This window comes from Pseudomonas sp. B26(2017) (genome assembly GCF_002113045.1).
Lineage (GTDB): Bacteria > Pseudomonadota > Gammaproteobacteria > Pseudomonadales > Pseudomonadaceae > Aquipseudomonas.
Window position 1 is genome coordinate 209,779 of record NZ_NEJJ01000008.1, and the last position, 23,894, is coordinate 233,672.

25 protein-coding genes are annotated in these 23,894 nt (G+C 61.7%); 6 read left to right on the forward strand and 19 right to left on the reverse strand.

The window, feature by feature from the left end:
* The first annotated feature begins 48 nt into the window (after positions 1 to 48).
* A complete protein-coding gene (locus CAF79_RS14280; protein ID WP_371917926.1) occupies positions 49 to 1,080 on the forward strand; it encodes a Dyp-type peroxidase in 1,032 nt (343 codons plus the stop codon).
* 36 nt (positions 1,081 to 1,116) lie between these two features.
* On the opposite strand, the gene CAF79_RS14285 is transcribed toward CAF79_RS14280, so the two are convergent.
* Both CAF79_RS14285 and CAF79_RS14290 read right to left on the reverse strand, forming a co-directional pair.
* A complete protein-coding gene (locus tag CAF79_RS14285; RefSeq protein ID WP_085698294.1) occupies positions 1,117 to 2,829 on the reverse strand; it encodes an amidase in 1,713 nt (570 codons plus the stop codon).
* Between the two features lie 138 nt (positions 2,830 to 2,967).
* On the reverse strand, positions 2,968 to 3,756 hold the full coding sequence (locus tag CAF79_RS14290; protein WP_085698295.1) for a helix-turn-helix domain-containing protein: 789 nt from the start codon (positions 3,754 to 3,756) through the stop codon (positions 2,968 to 2,970).
* An 84-nt stretch (positions 3,757 to 3,840) separates the two neighbouring features.
* On the opposite strand from CAF79_RS14290, the gene CAF79_RS14295 reads away from it, so the two are divergent.
* Positions 3,841 to 4,839 carry a bile acid:sodium symporter family protein gene (locus CAF79_RS14295; protein ID WP_085698296.1) on the forward strand — a complete coding sequence of 333 codons (999 nt, stop codon included), beginning with the start codon at positions 3,841 to 3,843 and terminating at the stop codon, positions 4,837 to 4,839.
* A gap of 15 nt (positions 4,840 to 4,854) precedes the next feature.
* On the opposite strand, the gene CAF79_RS14300 is transcribed toward CAF79_RS14295, so the two are convergent.
* Positions 4,855 to 5,460, reverse strand: a complete 606-nt coding sequence (locus tag CAF79_RS14300; RefSeq protein ID WP_085698297.1) for a response regulator transcription factor — start codon at positions 5,458 to 5,460, stop codon at positions 4,855 to 4,857.
* Between the two features lie 114 nt (positions 5,461 to 5,574).
* Between CAF79_RS14300 and CAF79_RS14305 the strand changes: the two genes are divergently transcribed.
* Positions 5,575 to 7,212 carry a hybrid sensor histidine kinase/response regulator gene (locus CAF79_RS14305; protein ID WP_085698298.1) on the forward strand — a complete coding sequence of 546 codons (1,638 nt, stop codon included), beginning with the start codon at positions 5,575 to 5,577 and terminating at the stop codon, positions 7,210 to 7,212.
* On the opposite strand, the gene yecR is transcribed toward CAF79_RS14305, so the two are convergent.
* From yecR to CAF79_RS14330, 5 genes are all read right to left on the reverse strand, one after another.
* Entirely contained in the window at positions 7,184 to 7,492 is a 309-nt protein-coding gene (yecR, locus tag CAF79_RS14310; RefSeq protein ID WP_085698299.1) for a YecR family lipoprotein, read from the reverse strand. The genes CAF79_RS14305 and yecR overlap by 29 nt on opposite strands.
* A gap of 60 nt (positions 7,493 to 7,552) precedes the next feature.
* Positions 7,553 to 7,867 carry a hypothetical protein gene (locus CAF79_RS14315; RefSeq protein WP_085698300.1) on the reverse strand — a complete coding sequence of 105 codons (315 nt, stop codon included), beginning with the start codon at positions 7,865 to 7,867 and terminating at the stop codon, positions 7,553 to 7,555.
* 218 nt (positions 7,868 to 8,085) lie between these two features.
* Positions 8,086 to 8,637 (reverse strand): hypothetical protein, encoded by a 552-nt coding sequence (locus tag CAF79_RS29155; RefSeq protein WP_170929733.1) that lies wholly within the window; start codon positions 8,635 to 8,637, stop codon positions 8,086 to 8,088.
* A 690-nt stretch (positions 8,638 to 9,327) separates the two neighbouring features.
* Positions 9,328 to 10,506 (reverse strand): cystathionine gamma-synthase, encoded by a 1,179-nt coding sequence (locus CAF79_RS14325; protein WP_085698301.1) that lies wholly within the window; start codon positions 10,504 to 10,506, stop codon positions 9,328 to 9,330.
* On the reverse strand, positions 10,503 to 11,879 hold the full coding sequence (locus tag CAF79_RS14330; protein ID WP_085698302.1) for a cystathionine beta-synthase: 1,377 nt from the start codon (positions 11,877 to 11,879) through the stop codon (positions 10,503 to 10,505). The genes CAF79_RS14325 and CAF79_RS14330 overlap by 4 nt, the downstream gene beginning before the upstream one ends.
* A gap of 338 nt (positions 11,880 to 12,217) precedes the next feature.
* On the opposite strand from CAF79_RS14330, the gene CAF79_RS14335 reads away from it, so the two are divergent.
* Both CAF79_RS14335 and map read left to right on the forward strand, forming a co-directional pair.
* Positions 12,218 to 12,478 carry a ParD-like family protein gene (locus tag CAF79_RS14335; protein ID WP_085698303.1) on the forward strand — a complete coding sequence of 87 codons (261 nt, stop codon included), beginning with the start codon at positions 12,218 to 12,220 and terminating at the stop codon, positions 12,476 to 12,478.
* Positions 12,475 to 13,266 carry a type I methionyl aminopeptidase gene (gene map / locus CAF79_RS14340; protein WP_085698304.1) on the forward strand — a complete coding sequence of 264 codons (792 nt, stop codon included), beginning with the start codon at positions 12,475 to 12,477 and terminating at the stop codon, positions 13,264 to 13,266. The genes CAF79_RS14335 and map overlap by 4 nt, the downstream gene beginning before the upstream one ends.
* A gap of 142 nt (positions 13,267 to 13,408) precedes the next feature.
* Here map and CAF79_RS14345 read toward each other — a convergent pair whose 3' ends face one another.
* The 5 genes from CAF79_RS14345 to ribBA form a co-directional block, all read right to left on the reverse strand.
* The gene (locus CAF79_RS14345) at positions 13,409 to 14,563 is read right to left on the reverse strand and encodes an ABC transporter ATP-binding protein (RefSeq protein ID WP_085698305.1); all 1,155 of its coding nucleotides are present in this window, start codon (positions 14,561 to 14,563) and stop codon (positions 13,409 to 13,411) included.
* Positions 14,564 to 14,579: 16 nt separating this feature from the next.
* Positions 14,580 to 15,389 (reverse strand): ABC transporter permease, encoded by an 810-nt coding sequence (locus CAF79_RS14350; protein ID WP_007957396.1) that lies wholly within the window; start codon positions 15,387 to 15,389, stop codon positions 14,580 to 14,582.
* Positions 15,390 to 15,395: 6 nt separating this feature from the next.
* Positions 15,396 to 16,343 carry an ABC transporter permease gene (locus tag CAF79_RS14355; protein WP_085698306.1) on the reverse strand — a complete coding sequence of 316 codons (948 nt, stop codon included), beginning with the start codon at positions 16,341 to 16,343 and terminating at the stop codon, positions 15,396 to 15,398.
* A complete protein-coding gene (locus CAF79_RS14360) occupies positions 16,340 to 17,365 on the reverse strand; it encodes an ABC transporter substrate-binding protein (protein ID WP_085698307.1) in 1,026 nt (341 codons plus the stop codon). Before CAF79_RS14360 ends, CAF79_RS14355 begins: the two co-directional genes overlap by 4 nt.
* 166 nt (positions 17,366 to 17,531) lie before the next feature.
* Complete coding sequence (gene ribBA, locus CAF79_RS14365) at positions 17,532 to 18,641, reverse strand: bifunctional 3,4-dihydroxy-2-butanone-4-phosphate synthase/GTP cyclohydrolase II (RefSeq protein ID WP_064380429.1); 1,110 nt, start codon at positions 18,639 to 18,641, stop codon at positions 17,532 to 17,534.
* Positions 18,642 to 18,706: 65 nt separating this feature from the next.
* On the opposite strand from ribBA, the gene CAF79_RS14370 reads away from it, so the two are divergent.
* A complete protein-coding gene (locus tag CAF79_RS14370; protein ID WP_085698308.1) occupies positions 18,707 to 19,003 on the forward strand; it encodes a DUF1330 domain-containing protein in 297 nt (98 codons plus the stop codon).
* A 160-nt stretch (positions 19,004 to 19,163) separates the two neighbouring features.
* Here CAF79_RS14370 and CAF79_RS14375 read toward each other — a convergent pair whose 3' ends face one another.
* The 6 genes from CAF79_RS14375 to CAF79_RS14400 all read right to left on the reverse strand — a co-directional run bounded on the left by CAF79_RS14375 (position 19,164) and on the right by CAF79_RS14400 (position 23,872).
* Positions 19,164 to 19,727 carry an NUDIX hydrolase gene (locus tag CAF79_RS14375; RefSeq protein WP_085698309.1) on the reverse strand — a complete coding sequence of 188 codons (564 nt, stop codon included), beginning with the start codon at positions 19,725 to 19,727 and terminating at the stop codon, positions 19,164 to 19,166.
* A 1-nt stretch (position 19,728) separates the two neighbouring features.
* Positions 19,729 to 20,481, reverse strand: a complete 753-nt coding sequence (locus CAF79_RS14380) for a GntR family transcriptional regulator (RefSeq protein WP_085690311.1) — start codon at positions 20,479 to 20,481, stop codon at positions 19,729 to 19,731.
* A gap of 58 nt (positions 20,482 to 20,539) precedes the next feature.
* Complete coding sequence (locus tag CAF79_RS14385) at positions 20,540 to 20,929, reverse strand: carboxymuconolactone decarboxylase family protein (protein ID WP_085698352.1); 390 nt, start codon at positions 20,927 to 20,929, stop codon at positions 20,540 to 20,542.
* 133 nt (positions 20,930 to 21,062) lie between these two features.
* Complete coding sequence (locus CAF79_RS14390) at positions 21,063 to 21,548, reverse strand: flavin reductase family protein (protein WP_064380424.1); 486 nt, start codon at positions 21,546 to 21,548, stop codon at positions 21,063 to 21,065.
* A 12-nt stretch (positions 21,549 to 21,560) separates the two neighbouring features.
* Positions 21,561 to 23,042 (reverse strand): aldehyde dehydrogenase, encoded by a 1,482-nt coding sequence (locus CAF79_RS14395; RefSeq protein ID WP_085698310.1) that lies wholly within the window; start codon positions 23,040 to 23,042, stop codon positions 21,561 to 21,563.
* On the reverse strand, positions 23,039 to 23,872 hold the full coding sequence (locus CAF79_RS14400; protein ID WP_085698311.1) for an alpha/beta fold hydrolase: 834 nt from the start codon (positions 23,870 to 23,872) through the stop codon (positions 23,039 to 23,041). Before CAF79_RS14400 ends, CAF79_RS14395 begins: the two co-directional genes overlap by 4 nt.
* Positions 23,873 to 23,894: the final 22 nt, after the last annotated feature.

Below are 23,894 nucleotides of genomic sequence, written 5' to 3' on the forward strand. Positions count from 1 at the left end.
GACAAAGAAAAATCGTTTATTTCGTGGGTATTGTTCGTTAAAAACGAAATGTCGGACGACAGGGCAGGCGCGGGTAATACTTCGTTCAACGCTTCTTTGCTAACCTCGCTGTCGAGCCAGTTCACCACTTCGGGAGTCACGATCATCGACACGCCAGATCCTCAAGCCGTCTGCAGCCCGATCACCAGCGCTGCCATATTCATCGTGGCCACTCTCAACGCCGAGGCCGAGGCCGCTGAAAAAGTCCGTGGCTGGTGCGCCGATATAGCGGGCCTGACGCGCTCGGTCGGCAAGCGCGTTCCATCGGGAAATCTGTCCTGCGTGTGCGGATTTTCTTCCAGCGCATGGGATCGACTGTTCGGCAGTCCACGCCCCGCGTCCCTGCATGATTTTCGCGAGTTCGGTGTAGAAGGGCGGCGGGCTGTTTCCACGCCTGGCGACTTGCTGTTGCACGTTCGAGCCGATCAGATGGACCTGTGTTTCGAACTGGCGACGCAGTTGATGTCGGCGCTGGACGGCGCCGTGACGGTGACCGACGAGGTGCAGGGTTTCCGCTATTTCGACATGCGCAGCATCATCGGTTTCGTCGACGGCACGGAAAATCCGGTCGGCCGCAAAGCCGAGCATTTCACTCTGGTCGGCGATGAAGATCAGCCGTTCAGTGGCGGCAGTTACGTGCTGGTGCAGAAGTATCTGCACAACATGAAGGCCTGGAACGAATTGTCGGTGGAGGCGCAGGAGAGGGTGATCGGGCGTACCAAACTGTCCGATATCGAACTGGACGACTCAGTCAAACCGAGCAATTCCCACAGTGCGTTGACGACCATCACCAAGGATGGCGAAGAGGTGAAGATCCTGCGCGACAACATGCCGTTCGGCCGGCCAGGGGCAGGCGAATTCGGCACTTACTTCATCGGGTACGCGCGCTCCCCGGAGCCGCTGGAGCAGATGCTGGAGAGCATGTTCGTTGGCAAGCCGCCCGGCAATTACGACCGCTTGCTGGACTTCAGCACGGCCGTCACGGGCAGTCTGTTCTTCGTGCCTTCGGCGGATTTGCTGGAAGAGCTGGCAGAGCGATAAAAAACGGCGGGATCAATTGATCCCGCCGTTTTGCATTTACTTGCCTGTCGCCAGTGCTGGCGTACGTGGCGGTATCCGTCGTTTCGAACCGGTCGCCTCGAACGCCGCAGCAAGGCGCAGCAACGTCGAATCATCATAGGCGCGACCAGCGAAGGTCAGGCCGACCGGCATGCCGATGTCTGCCATCACGCCCATCGGTACCGTGACGGTCGGTACGCCGAGGTGGCGGATCGCGAGGTTGCCGTTGGCGACCCAGATGCCGTTGCTCCAGGCGATGTCCGCCGAAGCCGGGTTGACGTCGGCGTCAGCCGGGGCAACGTCGGCGTTGGTCGGGAACAGCACGGCGTCGAGGCCCAAGCGATCCATCCAGTCTTCGAGGTCGAGCTTGCGGGTCTTTTCCAGGCCGCGCAGGCCGTCCGGCAGGGTCGGGATCTGATCCCACGGCGTGATGCCACGCTCGGCCATGCGCACGTATTCGTCCATGCCGGCGGCGAGGTCGCCTTCGCGGTTGGGCAGTGTGCCGGGGTCGTGCGGGAAGATTTTCGGGCCGTCGACGTCCGCCAGTCGATTGAGTTTCGGATCACCGTTGGCGCGCAGGAAATCATCGAACGCCCAGGCCGACAGGTCCCACAGTTCGTGGTGCATGAACTCTTTCGAAACGATGCCGCGATTGAATACGGTCGGTGCGCCCGGACGATCGCCTTCGCAGTTGGAGACCAGCGGAAAATCCACTTCGATCACTTCAGCACCGGCGGCCTCAAGGGCCTGACGGGCCTGTTTCCACAGATCGATTACCGAGGCGCGGGTGTTGATGCGCTGCCCGGTCGGGCCGCCGATGCCCGGTGCTTCGCTGGTGCCGGCCTCGGGGTCGGCGTTGATGTACATGCGCGGTACGCCAAGACGTTTGCCGGCCAGTGCATTACTTTTCACCGCGAGTTCGAGATAGGAAGCAGGGCGAACCGAGGCGACGCTCGGGATCGGCACCCAGGGTTGCAGGCGCCACAGATCGCCTCGGGTGTCGGTGTCTTCGGCGACCACCACATCGAGCACTTCCAGCAGGTCAGCCATGGTGCGGGCGTATGGCACCACCACGTCCATGGTCGGCGTCAGCGGCCAGTTGCCGCGTACCGAAATCACCCCGCGCGATGGCGTGTAGGCGCACAGGCCATTGTTGGATGCCGGGCCGCGACCGCTCGACCAGGTTTCTTCCGCCAGACCGAATGCCGAGAAGCTTGCAGCGGTGGCGGTACCGGCACCGTTCGACGAGCCGGAAGCGAAGGGAGCCGTCAGGTAGTCGGCGTTGTAAGGGCTTTCGGCACGGCCATAGACCCCGCGCTGCATCCCGCCATTGGCCATCGGCGGCATGTTGGTCTTGCCCAGGCAGATCGCGCCACCCGCACGCAGGCGTTCGATGGTGAACGCGTCGCGCTGGGCCACCAGATCGGCGAAGGCCGGGCTGCCGGACGCGGCGGTCAGGCCTTTGACCAGATAACTGTCCTTGGCGGTATAAGGGATGCCGTCCAGCGGACCGAGGGTTTCCCCCTTGGCACGACGGTCGTCCGAGGCCTGCGCTTCTTTCAGTGCGTCAGGGTTACGCACGATTACTGCGTTCAGGGCAGTGGCGGTATCCGGGCCGTCAAAGGCGTCGATGCGCGCCAGGTAGGCCTGCACCAGTTCAACCGCTGTGGTCTGGCCGGATTCGAGCGCGGCGCGCAATTGGGCAATGGAAACTTCAGTGACTTCGATCATGCTGTTACCGCCGACAGGTTCGCTAAAGGGTGGTTGATCATTGTTATCGTCGAAAGATGTCAAAGATTCTTGATGGGCGAAACTCTACTCTGAAATTTGCCCAATGGCATGCACAAAGTCGATAAATATCGGTTAATTTCATCGGAAAAACTCACCCGGCGTTTCACCGAACTGTTGGCGAAACGCCGCAATAAACGCTGACGTCGAGTCGTAACCGCAGGCCAAAGCCACGTCGGTGACGCGTTCGCCACGTTCCAGCGGCGTCAGCGCCCTCAACAGACGCAGGCGCTGACGCCAGGTGCGGAAGGTCAAACCGGTGTCGCGCAGGAACAGCCGAGTCAGAGTTTTCTCGGTTACGCCGAATTTTTCGCTCCAGTGCGCCAAGGTGGTCTGCTGTTCCGGATGTTGCTCCAGACTTTGATAGATCTGGCGCAAGCGACTGTCCTGCGGCAATGGCAGCATCAGATCGATAGGCGGGGCATCGGCCAGTTGATCGAGGATTACCTGGGCCAAACGCCCGTGCGGGCCGCTCTGGTCATACTCGACAGGTATCTGACTGAAGGCCCGAATCAGCTCCCGCAAAAGATCACTGACGCCGAGTACATGACAACGCTCGGGCGCCCAGTTGGCGACACTGCAATCAATGTAAAGGCTGCGCATTTCAGTGTGCGGCGAACTGAATACTCGATGCGGCACGCCCGCCGGAATCCACACCGCCCGTTCCGGTGGTGCGACGAAACGACCGACGGCGGTTTGCACTTCGAGCACGCCCTGGATCGCGTAGGACAACTGCACCCACGGATGACTGTGACGGCGGGTCAGCGCGCGATTGGGCAGTGATTCAGTGCGCCCGTACAGCGGACGCGGCAGGCTGGGCAACCCGGGAATGCTGCGTCTGACGCTCTTGTCGTGTCCTTTCGGCGGCATCTGTGGGTTCTTCGGCGTTAGTCGGTAATTTCCAGTCACGTTAGAGTCGCTTCCACGTACTGGCAACCCCCGGATGAACAAACCATGACGCGCCCACGCTTTTTGCCCGACAACTTCACCCTGACCCTGATCGGCGTGGTGCTGCTGGCCAGCTTCCTGCCCGCCAGCGGCCAGGTCGCGACCGGTTTCGGCTGGCTGACCAACATTGCGATTGCGCTGCTGTTTTTCCTGCACGGCGCCAAGCTGTCGCGGGAATCGATCATCGCCGGCGCCGGCCACTGGCGCCTGCATTTGCTGGTGTTCGGTCTGACTTTTGTCCTGTTCCCGCTACTGGGTCTGGCGCTCAAGCCGCTGTTGTCACCGCTGATCGGTGATCAGCTGTACATGGGCATGCTTTACCTGTGTGCGCTGCCGGCCACGGTGCAGTCGGCGATTGCCTTCACTTCGCTGGCGCGGGGTAATATTCCGGCGGCGATCTGCAGTGCGGCGGCGTCCAGTCTGTTCGGGATTTTCCTCACGCCGCTGCTGGTGACGCTGCTGCTCAACGTCCACGGCGACGGCGGCTCGACCCTCGACGCGATCGTGAAAATCAGCGTGCAATTGCTGCTGCCGTTCATCGCCGGTCAGATCGCTCGGCGCTGGATCGGCGCCTGGGTCGGTCGCAACAAGAACTGGCTGAAATTCGTCGATCAAGGCTCGATTCTGCTGGTGGTCTATGGCGCGTTCAGTGAAGCCGTCAACGAAGGCATCTGGCATCAGATCCCGGTCATCGACCTGCTCGGCCTCGTGGTGGCCTGCTGCATCCTGCTGGGGCTGGTGCTGCTGGCATCGACGGTGCTCGGCAAGCTGTTCGGCTTCAACCTGGAAGACCGCATCACCATCCTGTTCTGCGGCTCGAAGAAAAGCCTGGCCACCGGTGTGCCGATGGCGCAGGTGTTGTTTGCCGGGAGTGCGATCGGTGTGCTGATTCTGCCGCTGATGCTGTTCCATCAGATTCAATTGATGGTTTGTGCGGTGCTGGCGCAGCGCTATGCGAAACGCCAGGAATCGGTGCCTGAACTGATGGCCCAGGTCGATCCTTGATCCAGGCTTCTGACGCTAACCCGTTCCGGAATACTTGACTGCCGCCGCTGCCCGCGACGGCACGTTGAGCACCCGCAACAACGACGACACATGAATCCGCACCGTGAACGGCGAAATATCCAGTTCACGGGCGATTTCCTTGTTGGTCTTGCCCTGAGCGATCAGCCTTAATACCTCTTGCTGACGCGGGGTGAGGGCGGTGCCGGTGTCCAGCGGCAGCAGGCCGGACGGGGCGAATTTCACCAGAACCTCACCTTCACGAATCGCCCGGATTGCCTGACCGATCTCGTCCGGGGCGATGTTCTTGCCGATAAAACCATCGATACCGGCGGCCATGACTTCGCCGATCAGCACTTCGTCATCGACCATCGACACCACGATCAGCGTGGTTCTCGGCAGGCGCCGACGCAGTTCCGCGAGCTGGCTGACACAGGTCAGTCCGGGAAAACGCAGGTCGAGGATCAAGGTGTCGGGCTCATCGCCGGCCGGCAGCAGGGCGAGCACGGTGTCGAGGTCGCCGGCTTCTTCGATCAGGGCGTCGGGCAGCAAACGCTGGACAGTGCGCAGCAGCGCTTCGCGAAACAACGGGTGATCGTCGGCTATGATGATTCGGCACGCCATGGCAAAACCCTCCCTGGGTCAGCATTTCTCACGGCATGCACCTTAGCACCGGGCGAAGGTATTGCCTGTTGATTCGTGTTGTTTATGACGACTGCCGCACAAGGACGTTCCGCCATGAAGTTCGAAAAGAACACCGAGCTCGACCAGGCCAATCTGCGCATCATCATCGCCAGCATCGCGCTGGTTTACATGGCCGTGCTCGGTTTCCTGCCGGGCCAGCGCTTCGATACTTACCTGCCGGTGGTCACCTACATTGCCCTGTTTTTGCTGGCATCCGTTGTGCTGCGCCAGGCCATCGTGCGCTGGCCGGGGCATTATCCGGCGCGGCGTATTTTCGGCATGCTCCACGATTACACCGGCACCAGTTTCGGGCTGGTGGTCGGCGGCGAGGCGGCGCTGCCCATCTACGCCGTCATGGTCTGGGTCAATCTCGGCAACGGCATGCGTTACGGCTCGCGCTACCTGGCGATCGCCACGGTGCTGGCGTTGGTGGCGCTGTTGGCGGTCTATCGATTGACGCCGTACTGGCAAGCGCAACCGTTCATGGTGTTGATGCTGATGATCACCAGCACGGTGATTCCGGTGTATGCGCACCTGCTGCTGGAGCGCACGCGCAAGGCATCTGAAGAGGCGGTGGCTGCCAATCTGGAAAAATCGCGTTTCCTGGCCCAGGCCAGTCATGACCTGCGTCAGCCGATCCACTCCATTGGGTTGTTTACCGCGTGTCTGCGTGAGTCGCGGCTGGGCGAAGAGGAGCGGCGGCTGGTGGACAGCATCGACCGTTCGCTGCTCAACGTGTCGCAGCTGTTTCGCTCGATTCTCGATCTCTATACCCTCGATAACGGGCGGATTCTGCCCCGCCTGCAGACGCTTGAACTGGGCGAGTGGCTGGCGGATCTGATCCGCCAGAACGCCGAAGCCGCACGTTGGGCGGGTGTGGAGTTACGCTTGCGGCGCTGTGAACATTGGGTGCGTACCGATCCGGCGTTGCTCGCGACCATGGTCCAGAATGTGCTCTCCAACTGCTTCAAATACGGTGCACACCGGCCGGTGCTGATCGGTGTGCGCAAGCGCGGCGCGGGACTGGCCATCTCGATCTATGACCGCGGCAACGGGATCGCCGAAGAGCATTTGCCCAAGGTGTTCGAAGAGTTTTATCGGGTTCGCCAGCTGCGTGACAAAGACGTTGAAGGCGTGGGCCTGGGGCTGTCGATTGTCCGGCGTCTGGGGCAGTTGATCGGTGTCGATGTCGCGATCCGCTCACGGCTGGGGCATGGCACGGCGGTGACCTTGCATGGGCTGCCGCTGGCGCCGCCGCAGATGCCGGTCAATCGAGAGGAGCCTCGGCAAATCGGGTTGCTGACGGGGTTGAAGGTGTGTCTGGTGGAGGATGATCGCAACGTTCTGCTGGCGACTTCAGCGTTGCTCGAGCGTTGGGGCTGCGTCGTGCAGGCCGAGCTGAGCGGGCATGGGCTGGTCACGGACTGCGACATCATCGTTGCCGACTATGACCTCGGCTCCCACAGCACCGGCATCGAGTGCATTGATGAGGTTCGTCGTCAGCGGGGTCATGCGGTACCGGCCATGATCATCACCGGGCATGACATCGAAAAAATCCAGGCGGCCCTGCATGATCGGCAGATCGCCATTCTGTCCAAGCCGGTACGCCCGGCCGAGCTGCGCGCGACCTTGCGTGCGCTGCGCGACCGGCAGACCGAAGCTGTCAGCGCTTACACAGATAGTCCTGCGTGATGGTGGTTTGCAGGCAGTTGTACTGGCCCATGGTGCGGCAGATGTTTTTCTCCGAGCCTGATACTTCGGCGCTCTTGTAGCCCCAGACCTTGCAACGGCCTTCAGCTGCGGCCAACCCTTGAGCGGCGGAGGTTTGCCCGCTTTCGAACTGGCCCAGTTCATAGGAAACCTGGACAACGCCGTCGGTCTTGCTGCCGCCGGTGGCTTCCCATTGTTTGGGGGTGGCGCAGCCGGTGAGCGCTAAGGCCGCGAGGGTGAGGCTGGCGATGAGTGTTTTCATGATCGAGCGGAATCCTTTACCGGGTGAGAGGAGGCACTAAGACGGTTTTTCTGCGCCGGATTACTGGTACGGAATCGGCGACGCACCTTTGGGCAGGCAGGACAGCGGAGGTGTCATGATGCCCATGCTGGCCACCGCGATGATCGCGCCACTGGGCAACTCGCAGTTGTATTCGCCGGCGGCGGTGTAGGCGGTGTAGTAGGTCAGCGTGCTGTCGTTGCGGATGTTGCCGATCCTGGTGACCGGTTGGCCGATGACGGTCTGGGCGCGTTCGCGCATGCTGTCTTCAGTGGGTTTGGCGGTCTGGCAACCGCTGGCGCCGAGAAGCAGGGCACCGAGGACTGTGATCCTGGCGAGGCTGGCGTGTAGTTTCATGGTGTTTCTTCCTTGGTGTTGTTGTTTTTCCAGGCACAACGATCCCGCGCACTGCGCAGCGGCAATGTTGGGGAGTGTCGGGGGTTGCGAGGGAATATAACGCCAGGGAACGGGGTGGTCGATTAGCACAAATGTGCTAGTGCGGCGCAACCAGCGGCAGGCTGGTTGCGCCGATAGCGGTTATTGAGGGCTGTTGAACTGGTCGGAATAGCTGCCGCTCATGAGGGCGGAAGCCACCTGGTCCGAACCGACGCCTGCGCGGGAGTAGGCGAGTCGGCTGGCACCGACCTTGTCTGCGCCATCGGCGGCGAGCGCGCCTGCACCGACATGATCCGCGCCGTCAGAGGCAACGGCGCCTGCGCCAACGTGATCCGCGCCGTCAGAAGCAACGGCACCTGCACCGACATGATCCGCGCCGTCAGAAGCAACGGCACCTGCGCCGACGTGGTCCGCGCCGTCAGAGGCAACGGCACCTGCGCCGACATGGTCCGCGCCGTCAGAGGCAACGGCACCTGCACCGACATGATCCGCGCCATCAGAAGCAACGGCACCTGCACCGACATGATCCGCGCCATCAGAAGCAACGGCACCCGCGCCGACATGATCCGCGCCGTCAGAAGCAACGGCACCTGCGCCAACATGATCCGCTCCGTCAGAGGCAACGGCACCTGCGCCGACGTGATCCGCGCCGTCAGAAGCAACGGCGCCCGCGCCGACATGATCCGCGCCGTCAGAAGCAACGGCGCCAGCGCCAACATGATCCGATCCATCGGAAGCCACCGCTCCCGCACCCACATGATCCGCCCCGTCCGACGCCAATGCCTGCGCCTTCGCAGCCCAGCCATTGGGCATTGCCACCGTTGCCGCAACTGCCAGGACGAGGCCCGGCCAAAGCGTGTGCTTCATGATTTTCTCCACGCCCCATCAGCCACACAGCAACCGAGCTTTATCCGTCATTCGATCTTTGATCATTGACGGAAGGCTCGTCGGCCCGGGGTCAACCAGATTGGTGAGTGGCACAGGGCACCGGAGGGTGCACGGGTGTCGACGGTTTACAGGAAATCTGGACAGCCAGCTGAAAAGTATAGTTCGCCCTTGGCGGGAGGCAGGCTTACGGGCCGTGAAAGCGATAGTCGGTTAACTTCCTTGCAGGGCAGCGCTAGAAAACAATCAGTCTAAAAACCGCGTAGCGCAATGCAGCGTGTTTGCTAGGCTCAAGCATGTAGGCGAAGACGCAGACTGATGCGCAAGCGGATAGCGAGGAAGCGTTGGGCGCGTTCCGAAGGGTACACGGTTAGAAAGAACCCCGCGCTGGGTTCCAGCCCTTATGCCGTGTGAAGCAGCAGAGCACATTGCCTGTACTGTGGGAGTCCTGAGAAACCTCGTAAGCCAGAGACCAGCACTGGCCGCCTACTCGAACACCAAAGCCCGCCTCGTGCGGGCTTTGACGTTTTCGGGCTTTAGATGCTGGTCAGCGCCTGCGCCAGATCCGCACGCAGGTCCTCGATATCCTCGACGCCCACCGACAGACGCACCAGGCTGTCACCGATGCCAAGCTTGGCACGGGTTTCGGCCGGAATGGTCGCGTGAGTCATGATCGCCGGGTGCTCAATCAGGCTTTCCACGCCGCCAAGGCTTTCGGCCAACGCAAAGATCTGCACGTTCTCCAGGAAGCGCCGGGCGCCCGCCAGATCACTGTTCAGATCCAGGGAAATCATTCCGCCGAAACCACGCATCTGACGCTTGGCCAGTTCATGCTGCGGGTGAGATTCCAGGCCCGGGTAGTAGACGCGTTTGACCTGCGGCTGTTGCTCCAGCCAGCGCGCCAGTTCGAGAGCGTTGCTGCAATGACGCTCCATACGCAGTGCCAGGGTCTTCACGCCGCGCAGAGTCAGGAACGCGTCGAACGGGCCGGAGATGGCGCCAACGGCGTTCTGCAGGAAGCCCAGGCGTTCGGCCAGCGCAGGATTGTCACCGACCACCGCGATTCCGCCGATCACATCGGAGTGACCGTTCAGGTATTTGGTGGTCGAGTGCAGCACGATGTCGAAACCCAGTTCCAGCGGACGCTGGATCCATGGACTGGCGAAGGTGTTGTCGGCCACGCAGATGATCCCGCGCGCCTTGCAGATGCGCGCGATGGCGGCGAGGTCGGACAGGCTCAGCAGCGGGTTGGTCGGGGTCTCGACCATGACCATGCGCGTGTCGTCCTGCAGCGAGGCTTCGAACGCCGACAGATCGGCCAGATCGACGTAGCTGAAACGATGCCCCGCACTGCGCTGGCGCACCTTGTCGAACAGGCGGAACGTGCCGCCATACAGGTCATTGCCGGAGACGATGTGCGAGCCGGCGTCGATCAGTTCGAGCACGGTGGAAATCGTCGCCAGCCCGGAAGCGAAGGCAAACGCCTGGGTGCCACCCTCCAGGTCCGCCACGCAACGCTCCAGAGCAAAACGCGTCGGGTTGTGCGAGCGGCCGTAGTCGAAACCCTTGTGCACGCCGGGGCTGTCTTGCAGGTAGGTGGAGTTGGCGTAGATCGGCGGCATCAGCGCGCCAGTGGTCGGGTCCGGCGTTTGCCCAGCGTGGATCACGCGGGTGGCGAAGCCTTGTTGACGGGCGTTCTTGTCGTGCTGGCTCATGCCAGGGATCTCCGTAATTGATTGAGCATGTCGACGCGGGTAATCAGGCCGTGGAAGCCTGAAGCGTCGGCGATGATGGCCACCAGACCACTGCTGAGCACGGTTTCCAGTTCAGCCAGCGTGGCGCCGGGGGCGAGGGTTTGCAACTTGTCCGTCATCGCGCTGGAAACGGGTTTGCTGAAGAGCGAGGCGTCTTCGTGCACGCGCACCAGAATGTCCGATTCATCGATCACGCCGACCAGTTGCTTGCCATCTACCAACACCGGCAGTTGCGAAACGTCTGCCAGGCGCATGCGCTGGAACGCGGTCATCAGCGTATCGTCCGGTCCGACGCTGACGACCTTGCCGTCTTCGAAGCGACGGGCAATCAGGTCGCGCAGGTCGCCGTAGCGTTTGCGCTGCAACAGGCCCTGATCGGTCATCCACTGATCGTTGTAGACCTTCGACAGGTAGCGGGTGCCGGTGTCGCAAACGAAGCTGACCACGCGTTTCGGCTCGGTCTGTTCGCGGCAGTAGCGCAGCGCGGCGGCGAGCAGGGTGCCGGTGGACGAGCCGCCGAGAATGCCTTCGGCTTTCAACAGCTGGCGCGCGTGATCGAAGCTTTCTTCGTCGCTGATCGAGTAGGCGCTGCGCACGCTCGACAGATCGGTGATCGACGGAATGAAGTCCTCGCCGATGCCTTCCACCGCCCAGGATCCGGCGGTGCCCAAGTGCTTGCTGCGGCTGTATTCGGCCATCACCGAACCGACCGGGTCGGCCAGGACCATTTCCAGATCAGGTTGTACGCGTTTGAAGAAACGGGTCAGGCCGGTCAGCGTGCCGGCCGAACCGACACCGACCACGACGGCGTCCAGGTCATGCTCGGTCTGGGCCCAGATTTCCGGCCCGGTGCTGCACTCGTGGGCCAGCGGGTTGGCGGGGTTGTTGAACTGGTCGGCGAAGAAGGCGCCGGGAATGTCTTTGGCCAGACGCGCGGCGACATCCTGGTAATACTCGGGATGGCCTTTGCCGACATCGGAGCGGGTGATGTGCACTTCGGCGCCCATGGCCTTGAGGTGCAGGACTTTTTCGGTGGACATTTTGTCCGGCACCACCAGCACGACGCGGTAGCCTTTGGCGCGTCCGACCAGGGCCAGGCCCAGACCGGTGTTACCGGCGGTGGCCTCGACAATCGTGCCGCCGGGTTGCAGGCGACCGTCGCGTTCAGCGGCGTCGATCATGGCCAGGCCGATGCGGTCCTTGATCGAGCCGCCGGGGTTCTGTGATTCGAGTTTGAGAAACAGGGTGCAGGGACCGGTATCGAAGCGGGTGACTTTTACCAGCGGCGTATTGCCGATCAGCCCAAGTACGGCAGGGCGTGAATCCTTTGACATCTCTTCACCTCTTTGTGGTGTTGATCGCGTTCCATTCGCGGGGAAAAAGCTCGCGTGCAACATAGGCCCAGACTTGAGCTGTCGCAACCTTTAAACGGCCGTAAATGCTGCCATTTCGATCTAACGATAGAACGAAATCAGCGAGGGGAAGGAAGTGACTTGCAGGGTTTATACGCAGGCGTCATCGAGTATTGAAAGGGCGTCTTCAGCGTTCAACAAACGCAGAGACAAGCGCAACAGGCCGGTGACCACCGCGCGCGACCGGACACCAACATTTGCAATCCCGGTCGATACACGATTAATATACGATCCATATACAATTCGTATCGGATATTGCCATGGGCATCGTAAAGATTTCAGAGGACATGCACGAGAATCTGCGCATCTCCAGCAACGCACTCAGCCGTTCGATCAACGCGCAGGCTGAACACTGGATGCGCATCGGCATGCTCGCCGAGCTGTATCCCGACCTGGATCACCATGCCATTTGCCGGTTGCTGATTCGCGCCGAACAGTCGGGCGGTCTGGATCTGCAGCAAGTCTGTGCATTGGCCGATGCCGCGCAGAACGCCTCGGTCAAAGAGGCGGCCAAGGTATGAGAAACCCGATCAAGATCAACACCCAGGCCGAAATCGCCCAATCCCGGGTGGCTGCGCAGTTGGCTGCTGAAGTACTGGCGATGCTGGTGCCGCACGTCAAGGCTGGCGTCACCACCGATCAGCTCGACCAGTTGTGCAACGACTACATCGTCAATGTGCAGAAGGCGATTCCGGCCAACGTCGGTTATCACGGCTTTCCGAAAACCGTCTGCGCGTCAGTCAACGAAGTGGTCTGCCACGGCATTCCGTCGAAGCGCGTGTTGAAGGACGGCGACATCGTCAACCTCGACATCGCGGTGATCAAGGACGGTTGGTTTGGCGACACCAGCCGCATGTACGTGGTCGGTGAGCCGACGCCCGAGGCGCGGCATCTGATCAAGACCACTTACGACGCCATGTGCGCGGGCATCCGCGTCGTGCGGCCGGGCGCCACGTTGGGTGACATCGGTCATGCGATCCAGACGCTGGCGGAGAAAGAAGGGTTCAGCGTGGTGCGCGAATATTGCGGGCACGGGATCGGCAAGGTTTATCACGATGAACCGCAGGTGCTGCATTACGGTTACCCGGAGCAGGGGCTGAAATTGAAGGCGGGGATGATTTTCACCATCGAGCCGATGCTCAATGCCGGCAAGCGGCATGTGAAGAGCCTGGCGGATGGCTGGACAGTGGTGACGAAGGATCAGTCGTTGTCGGCGCAGTGGGAGCACATGGTGGCGGTGACGGAAGACGGGTTTGAGGTGTTGACAGCCTGGCCCGATCAGATCGAAGGGTATCCGCCAATTAACTGACTGGTGCAAGGCTTGTGGGAGCGAGCTTGCTCGCGAAGGCGTCAGCATATTCAGTATTGATGTTGAATGTGCCGGCCTATTCGCGGGCAAGTCGAATCGTCGCACCGCCGCTCCCACAGGATTGCGTTGTTTTCTGAAGACCTTAGTGGGATCCGGCGGCCTTGTTGAGGTCGCTTTCGGCCCAGTCGGTGTAGACACATGCATCCGCCGTCGCCCAGCGAACCCGCACCGGATCGCCAGCCTTCAACGGCATCCCGGCTGCCGATAGCGCCTTGACCGTCATGGACGTGCCACCCGATGTGACCACGCTGCAAGTCTGACTTTCACCCAGAAACAACAGCTCGACCACCTTCGCCGAAACCTCATTCCAACCCGCCGCCAGCGGCTCGTCATTCGCTTGCTGCACACTCAACGCCAACGCCTTTTCCGGGCGCACCATCAGCAAAACATCCTGCCCGGTCTGCAATCCGGCCGTCAGGCGAATCGAAAGCGACTGCCCCTCGAAACTCGCCGCCGCATTACCCTGCGCCTTGAGCTTGAGAAAGTTCGAGTTGCCCAGAAACGACGCCACAAACGCATTCGGCGGGTTCTGATAAAGGTCATAACCGCTGCCGAGCCCGACAATCTTGCCGTGACTGAAAATTGCGATGCGCTGGGACAGGCGCATGGCTTCTTCCTGGTCGTGGGTCACGTAAACGATGGTGATGCCGAGGCGACGGTGCAACTGACGCAGTTCATCCTGCAAGTCCTCACGCAGCTTCTTGTCCAGCGCACCGAGCGGTTCGTCCATCAACAGAATACGTGGCTCGTAAACCAGCGCCCGTGCAATGGCGACCCGCTGCTGCTGGCCGCCGGACAGTTGCGAAGGGCGGCGACGGGCGAATTGTTCCAGTTGTACCAGTTTCAACATCGCATCGACGCGCTTGTCACGCTCGGCAGCCGCGAGTTTGCGGATCGTGAGAGGAAACGCGATGTTGTCGCGTACCGACAGATGCGGGAACAGCGAATAGCGCTGGAACACCATGCCGATGTCGCGCTTGTGCGGCGGCACGTTCACCAGCGACTGGCCGTTGACCAGGATCTCGCCGCTGCTCGGGGTTTCGAAGCCGGCGAGCATCGACAGCGTGGTGCTTTTGCCCGAGCCGCTGGAGCCGAGGAAGGTCAGGAACTCGCCGTCCCTGATGTCCAGCGAGATGTTGTCCACGGCCGCAAAATCGCCGTAGTGCTTGTTCAGGTTGCGCAGGCTGACCAGGGGTTTGTCGTTCTGCTGGGATGCGTCTTTGATCACGGCACTCATGTCGTACTCCTGGCGCTCAGGCGCTGATTTCGTTGCGCCGGCGCAAAGCGGCGGCGATCACCATGACCAATACCGACAGGCCGATCAGCAGCGTCGAGGCGACGGCGATCACGGGCGTCAGGTCCTGGCGCAGGGTGGTCCACATTTTCACGGGAAGGGTTTGCAGGGTCGGGCTGGCCATCATCACGCTGAGCACCACCTCGTCCCACGAAACCAGGAAGGCAAAGAGGGCGCCGGCGACCATGCCCGGACGAATCGCCGGGAAAGTCACCTTGAACACCGCTTGCAGGCGTGACGCGCCGCAGATTACCGCCGCGTCTTCAATCGACTGATCGAACAGCTTCAGCGAGTTGATGATCGAGATGATGGTGAACGGCAGCGCGACGATCACATGGCTGACGACGAAGGCGAACATCGTCCCGGTGTAGCCGAGCTTGAGGAACAGCGCGTACACCGCCACGGCGATGATCACCAGCGGCACGATCATCGGCAGGGTGAACAGGCCGTAGAGCATTTCCCGGCCGGGGAAGCGTCCACGGACCAGCGCAAAGGCAGTCGGCAAACCGAGGGCGACGGCGCAGATCGTGGTCAGCACGGCGACCTTGAGGCTGGCCAGCGCTGCGCTCATCCAGTCGGCATTGGAGAAGAACTGCACGTACCATTTCAGCGTCCAGCCCGGCGGCGGGAACACCAGCCACTGCGACGAACCGAACGACAGCAGGACGATGAACACTATCGGCAACAGCAGGAACAGGCCGATCAGCCCGGTGGTGAAATACAGGCCGAAGCGCATCCGGCGACTCATGGCATTGGGCGTCAGGAGCATGTCGGTTTACCTCGCGTGACTGGCGCCAACCGGGGATTCCGGCTGCAGCTTCAGGTAGACGTAAAACAGCACCAGCGTGATGACGATCAGCAACGCGGCGCCGGCGCTGGCCAGGCCCCAGTTGAGGAACGACTGCACCTGCTGAATGATGAACTCCGGCAACATCATGTTCTGCGCCCCGCCCAGCAACGCCGGGGTGACGTAGTAACCGAGCGACATCACGAACACCATCAACCCGCCGGACGCCAGGCCCGGCCGGCACAGCGGCAGGAACACCCGGAAGAAGTTGGTCCATGGACTGGCGCCGCAGATCGAGCCGGCCTGCAGGATCATCGGGTCGATGGCCTGCATGGTCGCCTGCAACGGCAGCACGATGAACGGGATCATGATGTAGCTCATGCCGATCACCACGCCGGTCAGGTTGTGCACCATTTCCAGCGGCTGATCGATGATGCCCAGCGCCATCAGCGCCTTGTTGATCACGCCAGAAGCCTGCAGCAACACAAGCCACGAATAAGTGCGGGCGAGGAGGCTGGTCCACATCGACAGCAGCACGATGTTGAGAATCCAGCGGCCCCAGCCGCGCGGCACCAGAGTGATTGCCCAGGCCAGCGGGAATCCAAGTAGCAGGCTGAACACCGTCACCAGTCCGGCCACCGAAAAGGTGTTGAACAGCACTCGTGCGTAAGCCGAGTTGGCAAACAGTTGCTCATAGTTGCCAAGGCCCGGCACCGGTTCCAGCACGCCGCGCAGCAACAAGCCAATCAGCGGGGCGAGAAAGAACAGACCGAGGAACAACAGCGCCGGCGCGAGGTTACCGGCGCCGCGCCAGCGTTGCTTGAGGGACAGGGCTTGCGCCATGGCACTCGCCTTTTTGCCTTCAGTCTGGCCGGCAGCGCTCGTGGCGCTCCCGGTGGCAGTGGAGGGACGGGACGCGGTGGCCGCCATTTTCATTTGACCAGCCATTCGTTCCACCGTGTCGCGATGGCCGGACCGTTCTTGGCCCAGTACGCGAAATCAAGAGTGATCTGATCCTTAGCGTAGGCAGTCGGCAGGTTCGGGGCCAGCGTCGAGTCCAGACGCTGCACACTGTCGACGTTGACCGGGGCGTAGGCGGTCAGGTTGGAGAAGTCCGCCTGGCCTTTGGCACTGCTGGCGCTGGCCAGGAACTTCATCGCCGCGTCTTTGTTTTTCGAACCCTTTGGCACGACCAGAATGTCGGCCATGACCAGGTTCTGTTTCCAGCTCACGCCGACCGGAGCGCCGTCTTCTTGCAGAGCGTGAATCCGGCCGTTCCAGAACTGGCCCATGCTCGCTTCACCGGAAGCCAGCAGTTGCTGCGACTGCGCGCCGCCGCCCCACCAGACGATGTCTTTCTTGATGGTGTCGAGTTTCTTGAAGGCGCGATCCAGGTCCAGCGGGTAGAGCTTGTCGGCCGGCACGCCGTCGGCGAGCAGAGCCAGTTCAAGCACGCCTGGGCTCGGCCATTTGTACAGGGCGCGTTTGCCGGGGAAAGTCTTGGTGTCGAACAGCGCGCTCCAGTCCTGTGGCTTGTTGGCGCCGAGTTTGCCCTCGTTATAGCCGAGGACGAAGGAGAAGAAGAACGAGCCGACGCCGTAGTCGCTGACGAAACGCGGGTCGATCTTGTCGCGCTGGATCTGTTTGAAATCGAGGGGCTCGAGCAGGCCTTCGGACGCAGCACGCAGGGCAAAATCGGCTTCGACGTCGACCACATCCCATTGCACGTTGCCGCTTTCGACCATGGCCTTGAGTTTGCCGTAGTCGGTCGGGCCGTCCTGCACGACGGTGATGCCGCTGGCCTTGCTGAACGGATCGGCCCAGGCCTGTTTCTGCGCATCCTGGGTGCTACCGCCCCAGCTGACAAAGTTCACACTCTCGGTGGCCATCGCGGCCTGGCCGGTCACGCTCAGCAGTCCCGCAAGAAAGATCGCGGTTGCAGCTTTGTTCAACACCATTTTTACGCCCTCATTGTTGTGTTTTTGAGCGGGCTTGCGTTGTTGCCCGCCTGTCGGGAGCAGTAGCTGGACGGTTTTTCAGGTCGTCCGGTCTATGGAATATCATATTATGGTATTCCAAACTTTGTGCAAGCACTTTGCCTTACCGGCTATCTGGCAAACGGGATTATTCGGTGAACGGAATGCTCTCGACCACTTCCAGATCGTAGCCGGTCAAACCGGCATATTTGAGCGGCGGGCCCAGATGGCGCAGCTTGCCGACGCCCAGGTTCTGCAGAATCTGCGCCCCGGTGCCCACCTCGGAATAGATTCGCGATTGCGAACGACTGAACTGCCGTGGCGGTTGAGTCAGTTGCGGAATGCGCTCCAGCAAAGCCTGCGAAGACTCATGATTGGCCAGCACCACCACCACGCCATGCCCTTCGGCCGCGACCCGTTGCAGCGCCGCCCACAATGTCCAGTTCGTCGGCCCGCTGTACTCGGCGCCGACCAGATCCCGCAGCGGATCAATGACATGCACCCGCACCAGCGTCGGCTCTTCGCGGCGCAGCTCACCCATGACCATCGCCATGTGCACGCCGCCCTCGATACGATCTTCGAAAGTGATCAAACGGAACGTGCCATGCACCGTCGGCAGTTCCCGCTCGCCGATGCGCTCGATGGTGTGTTCGGTGCTCAGGCGATAGTGGATCAGGTCGGCGATGGTGCCGATCTTGATCCCGTGCTTGCGCGCGAAGACTTCCAGATCCGGACGGCGGGCCATGGTGCCGTCGTCGTTCATCACTTCGACGATCACCGAGGCCGGCGTAAAACCCGCCAGCCGCGCCAGATCGCAACCGGCTTCGGTGTGGCCGGCACGGGTCAGCACGCCACCTTCCTTGGCCCGCAGCGGGAAGATATGACCGGGCTGCACCAGGTCTTCAGCGCGAGCGTTCGGCGCCACCGCAGCAGCCACCGTGCAAGCGCGGTCGGCTGCGGAAATCCCGGTAGTCACGCCGACCGCCGCTTCGATGGAAACCGTGAATGCGGTACTGAACACGCTGCCATTGCTCGGCACCATTTGCTCAAGTCCCAGGCGCTGACAATGATCGTCGGTCAGGGTCAGGCAAATCAGCCCTCGAGCTTCGCGGGCCATGAAACTGATCGCCTCGGGCGTGCAACGATCAGCAGCCAGCAGCAGGTCGCCTTCGTTTTCCCGGTCTTCGTCATCGACCAGCAGCACCATTTTGCCGAGGCGATAATCTTCGATGATTTCTTCGATGCTGTTGAAGGCCATGCTGAACTCTCGATGTGGATGAAATTCGTGGTATACCATAATACAAAATCAACCAAGAGGTCACTATGAAGGCGTACTGGATTGCTCACGTGGACATCACCGATCCCGATCACTACAGCCAATACACCCAGCGCGCGCCGAAGGCGTTTGCGGAGTTCGGCGCGAAGTTCTTAGCCAGAGGCGGGCGCAGCGAAGCGATGGAAGGGCGGACGACACCGCAGCGCAGCGTGGTGATCGAATTCGACAGCTACGAACAGGCCGTGGCGTGTTATCGCTCGGCGGCGTATCAGGAAGCGAAAAGTTACAGGGAGGAATGGGCTAGGGCGGAGATTGTCATCGTTGAAGGCATCGGCCACCTCTGAACTCCACGGTATTGATCGTTCCCACGCTCTGCGTGGGAATGCAGCCCTGGACGCTCCGCGTCCCTGAACCGCCGAACGCGGAGCGTCCGAACAGGCATTCCCACGCGGACGGTTCGACGCCTCGACGTGGGAACGAGCAGAAAAAGGAGGAAGGTGACTGTCAACGCATGAAATGAATCTTGCCGCTGTCGTCATTGCCCATGTACATGCCATACACCCCGGCCTGGCGTTCCTCAATGTAGCGTTCGAGGATCTGCCGGATCGCCGGGTAGTAGATCTGGTCCCACGGAATGTCTTCGGGGGCGAAGAATTTGCAGGCGAGGGTTTCCGGGCCGTACTGGCCGGTGATTTCCAGCGCGAGGGCGCGGAAGATGATGTAGACCTCGCTGATCTTCGGCACGCTGAAGATCGAATACGGCGAGACGATTTCCGCACGTACGCCGCTTTCTTCCCAGACCTCGCGCAGGGCGGCCTGTTCGGTGGTTTCGCCGCTTTCCATGAAACCGGCGGGCAGGGTCCAGGTGCCGGGGCGCGGGGGAATCGCCCGTTGGCACAGGAGGTATTTGCCGTCCTGCTCGATGATGCAGCCGGCGATGATTTTCGGGTTCACATAGTGGATGTAGCCGCAGCCGCGGCACATCAGGCGCTCGTGCGTATCGCCCGGCGGTACTTGCTGACCGAGGTCAGTGCCACCGCATTTCGGGCAAAAGCTCGGGCTGAACATGTCAGTGACCTATGCGCGGTTCTTTCAGCGCGATGGGCAGGGTGATCGCCGGTGTGGCGCCGGTTTCTTCCTGTTTGCGCTTCAGGTAATCGAGGGCCACTGCCGCCGCCGCACGAACGTGATCGACGCAGGCCTGATGCGCTGCGAGTGCGTCACCGCTCTTGATCGCCTCGACCATTTTTTCCATTTCGTGATTACTGGCGCCGCGACGGTTTTCCTGGGATACCGACGTCGCCCGCAGGTAACTGATGCGCGCCTGCAACTGGCGCAACTGGGTGGCCGCCACATGGTTGCCCGAACCTTCCAGCAGCACGTCGTAGAAACCCTGCACCGAGTCGATCACCTGTTGCAGTTCGCCGTCCTTGAGCGCCTTGCGGTTCTCGTCGAGGGCTTTTTCCAGGGCCTTGATGTCCTTGGCCTTGGCACGCAGGGTGAACAGCTGGACGATCAGGCCTTCAAGCACGCAACGCAGTTCATAAATGTCGACGGCATCGGCGAGGGTGATGATCGCCACGCGCGGGCCCTTGGCGTCGGCGAATTCCACCAGGCCTTCGGATTCCAGGTGACGCAAGGCTTCACGCACCGACGTACGGCTCACGCCCAGGCGATCGCACAGATCGCGCTCCACCAGGCGATCGCCCGGCAGCAGCTGGAAGTTCATGATGGCGCTTCGCAGTTTATCCAGCACGATTTCGCGCAGGGTGACGGGGTTGCGATTGACCTTGAAGCTGTCGTCGAGTGGCAGGCGTTTCATGGGGTCCGCTCTTTAAGTTGGCTGTCCATGCCAGACGGGCATTCAAACAGCCGAGGGGTTAACTGGAGGCCTCGGCGTCGGCTTCGGCGAAGGCTTCACGGGCGAGCCGGAAACTGTCCACGGCTGCCGGGACGCCGCAATAAATACCGACCTGAAGCAGAATTTCGCGTATTTGCTCACGACTCAGGCCGTTACGCAAGGCGCCGCGCACATGCAGTTTCAGTTCGTGCGGGCGGTTGAGCGCCGAGATCATCGCCAAGTTGATCATGCTGCGGTCCTTGAGCGACAGGCCGTCGCGTCCCCAGACGTGGCCCCAGCAGTATTCGGTGACCATTTCCTGCAACGGACGGGTGAAGTCGTCGGCGTTCTCGATCGAGCGCTGCACATAGGCTTCGCCCAGCACCTGTGTGCGGATCTTCAGACCCTTTTCATACTTCTCGTTGTTCATCATTACCTCTCACACCACCATTCCCTGTGGGAGCGAGCTTGCTCGCGATAGCGTCAGCACCTGCAACATTGATTTCGACTGACACTACGCCTTCGCGAGCAAGCTCGCTCCCACAGGGTTTCGCGTTATTTTCTCAAGCCAAGGTCGGCAACGCGCCGAGCTTGCCCTTGTGATAAATCATCGGCGTCACCGGTTGCTCCGGCAGGATCAGGTTCTTCACCGCGCCGACGATGATCGCGTGGTCGCCACCATCGTATTCGCGCCACAGTTCGCACTCAATGATCGCCGTGGCCTTGGCGAGGATCGGGTTACCCAGCTCGCTCAAATGCCACTCGATGCCGTTGGCCTTGTCCTTGCCTTTGCCGGCGAAAGCGTAGGCCTCGGCCGTCTGGTCAGCGGACAGCAAATGGATCGCGAAACGCTTGCTGTCGCGCAGCACCGGGTAGGTGTCGGAGGCGTAGTTGGGGCAGAACAGCACCAGCGCCGGATCAATCGACAGCGCACTGAAGGCGCTGGCGGTGATGCCGACGATGCCGCCGTCCGGGTCGAGGGTGGTGACCACCGTGACCCCGGACGGAAACGAGCTCATGACGTCTTTGTAAATGCCGGGTTCGATCATGTCGCAGGACTCCTAACGCATCACAAACGGATCAGGCATCGGCGCCTGGGAGAGGTTGATCCACACCGTTTTCAGTTCGGTGTAGGCCAGCACCGAATCGATGCCGCTTTCGCGTCCATAGCCACTGTTCTTGAAGCCGCCGATCGGCGCCATTGCCGACACCGCGCGGTAGGTATTGACCCAGATGATCCCCGAGCGCACGTCCCGGGCCAGACGGTGGGCGCGGCCCAGATCGCGAGTCCAGATGCCGGCGGCGAGGCCGAACTGCGAGTCGTTGGCAATCGCCAGCGCTTCGGCTTCGTCCTTGAAGCGGATCACCGAGGCCACCGGGCCGAAGACTTCTTCCTGCATGATCTTCATCGAGTTGCGGTCGCACTCGAACAGCGTCGGCTCGTAGAACCAGCCATCGCCCACGCCACTCGGACGCTTGCCGCCCAGACGCAGACGCGCGCCTTCAGCGATGGCGTCGGCCACCAGACCTTCCACCACGGCCAGTTGCTGCGCGGTGGCCATCGGGCCCATTTCGCTGCTGTCGTCCTGCGGGTTGCCGATGCGGATGCGCTGGGCGCGCTCCGCCAGCCGGCTGACGAATTCGTCGTAGATTTCATCCTGCACCAGCAGTCGCGAACCGGAGACGCAGCTCTGCCCGGACGCCGCGTAGATCCCGGCGATGGCGCCGTTGATCGCGCTGTCGAGATCGGCGTCGGCGAAGATGATATTCGGCGACTTGCCGCCCAGCTCCAGCGACAGCTTGGCGAAGTTCTCGGCGCTGCTGCGCACCACATGCCGGGCCGTGGCCGCGCCGCCGGTGAAGGCGATTTTGCGGATCAACGGATGACGGGTGAGGGCGGCGCCGGTGCTCGGGCCGTAGCCGGTGATGACGTTGACCACACCCGGCGGAATACCGGCTTCGAGGGCCAGGCGCGCCAGCTCCAGAATGGTCGCCGAGGCATGTTCGGACGGTTTGATCACAATCGTGTTACCCGCTGCCAGCGCTGGCGCCAGTTTGATCGCGGTCAGATAAAGCGGGCTGTTCCACGGAATGATCGCGGCAACCACGCCCATGGCTTCGTGCACGGTGTAGGCGAACAGATCGGGCTTATCCAGCGGCAGGGTGCCGCCCTCGAGCTTGTCCGCAAGGCCGGCGGTGTAGTGGAAGAACTCCGGCAGATAACCGACCTGCCCCCGGGTTTCGCGGATCAGCTTGCCGTTGTCGCGGCTTTCCAGCTGCGCCAGTTGTTCCTTGTTCTCGGCGATCAGATCACCGAGACGGCGCAACAGTTTGCCGCGCGCGGTGGCGGTCAAATCACGCCATGCCGGGCTGTCGAAGGCGGTCTGTGCTGCTTGCACGGCGCGTTCGACATCGGCCTCATCGGCGTCGGGCAGTTCGGCCCAGGGCTCGGCGAGCGCCGGGTTGAGGCTTTCGAAAGTCTTGCCGGAGAGGGCGTCGACCCATTCTCCGCCGATGCACATCTGGAAGCGTGCGAGCGTCATGCAACGATCCCCTTTATATGGTTTTGTCGGGCGTGTGCGGTGTCGAGAAATTCCAGCAGCGTCTGGTTCACCAGCCGTGGCGACTCTACCGGCATCATATGCCGTTGCTCCGGCAGCACGGCAACCTTCGCGCCGGGAATGCGCGCGGCCAGTTGCTCGGCCATTTCCGGGGTCGATCCGGGATCCAGTTCGCCGGTGGCGATCAGCGTCGGCGCCTGAATGCTGCCCAGGTCGTCGGCGCGGTACATGTCCTGGGTGGCGAACAGTTCGTAGGTCGTCAGATAGCCTTGCGGATCATTGCCGGCAAGGGTCTGGCGAATCGCGGCGATCTGCGCCGGGTTGGCCGCCTGATATTCGCGGCTGAACCAGCGCGACAGCGCCGCTTCGGCATTCGCGTCCGGCCCGTGCTTGGCGGCTTGCGCGGTACGGGCGATGACGCCGGCGCGTTGCTCTTCGCTGCGGTTGAATACGCTATTGAGCACCACCAGGCTTTTCAGGCGTTCGGGGTAATGCAGGGCAAACGCCCGCGCCACCAGACCGCCCATGGAAAAGCCGATCACCGACGCCTCGGGCAATTGCAGGTGGTCAAGCAACTCCAGCAACTGATCGGCATAGCCGAGCAGGGCAGTGCCGCTGGCCGGTCGCGGGCTGGCACCATGGCCGAGCATGTCGTAGGCGATCACCCGGTATTGCGTGGCCAGGCCAACGATCTGGCCGCCCCACATTTCTTTATTCAGACCCACGCCGTGGATCAACACCACGGGTTGGCCTTGGCCGGTCGCCAGATAACTGGTGCCGGCCGGGGTGAGTTCAGCGGTGAGCCGAATCATGGAGCGCTCCTGCAATGCCTTT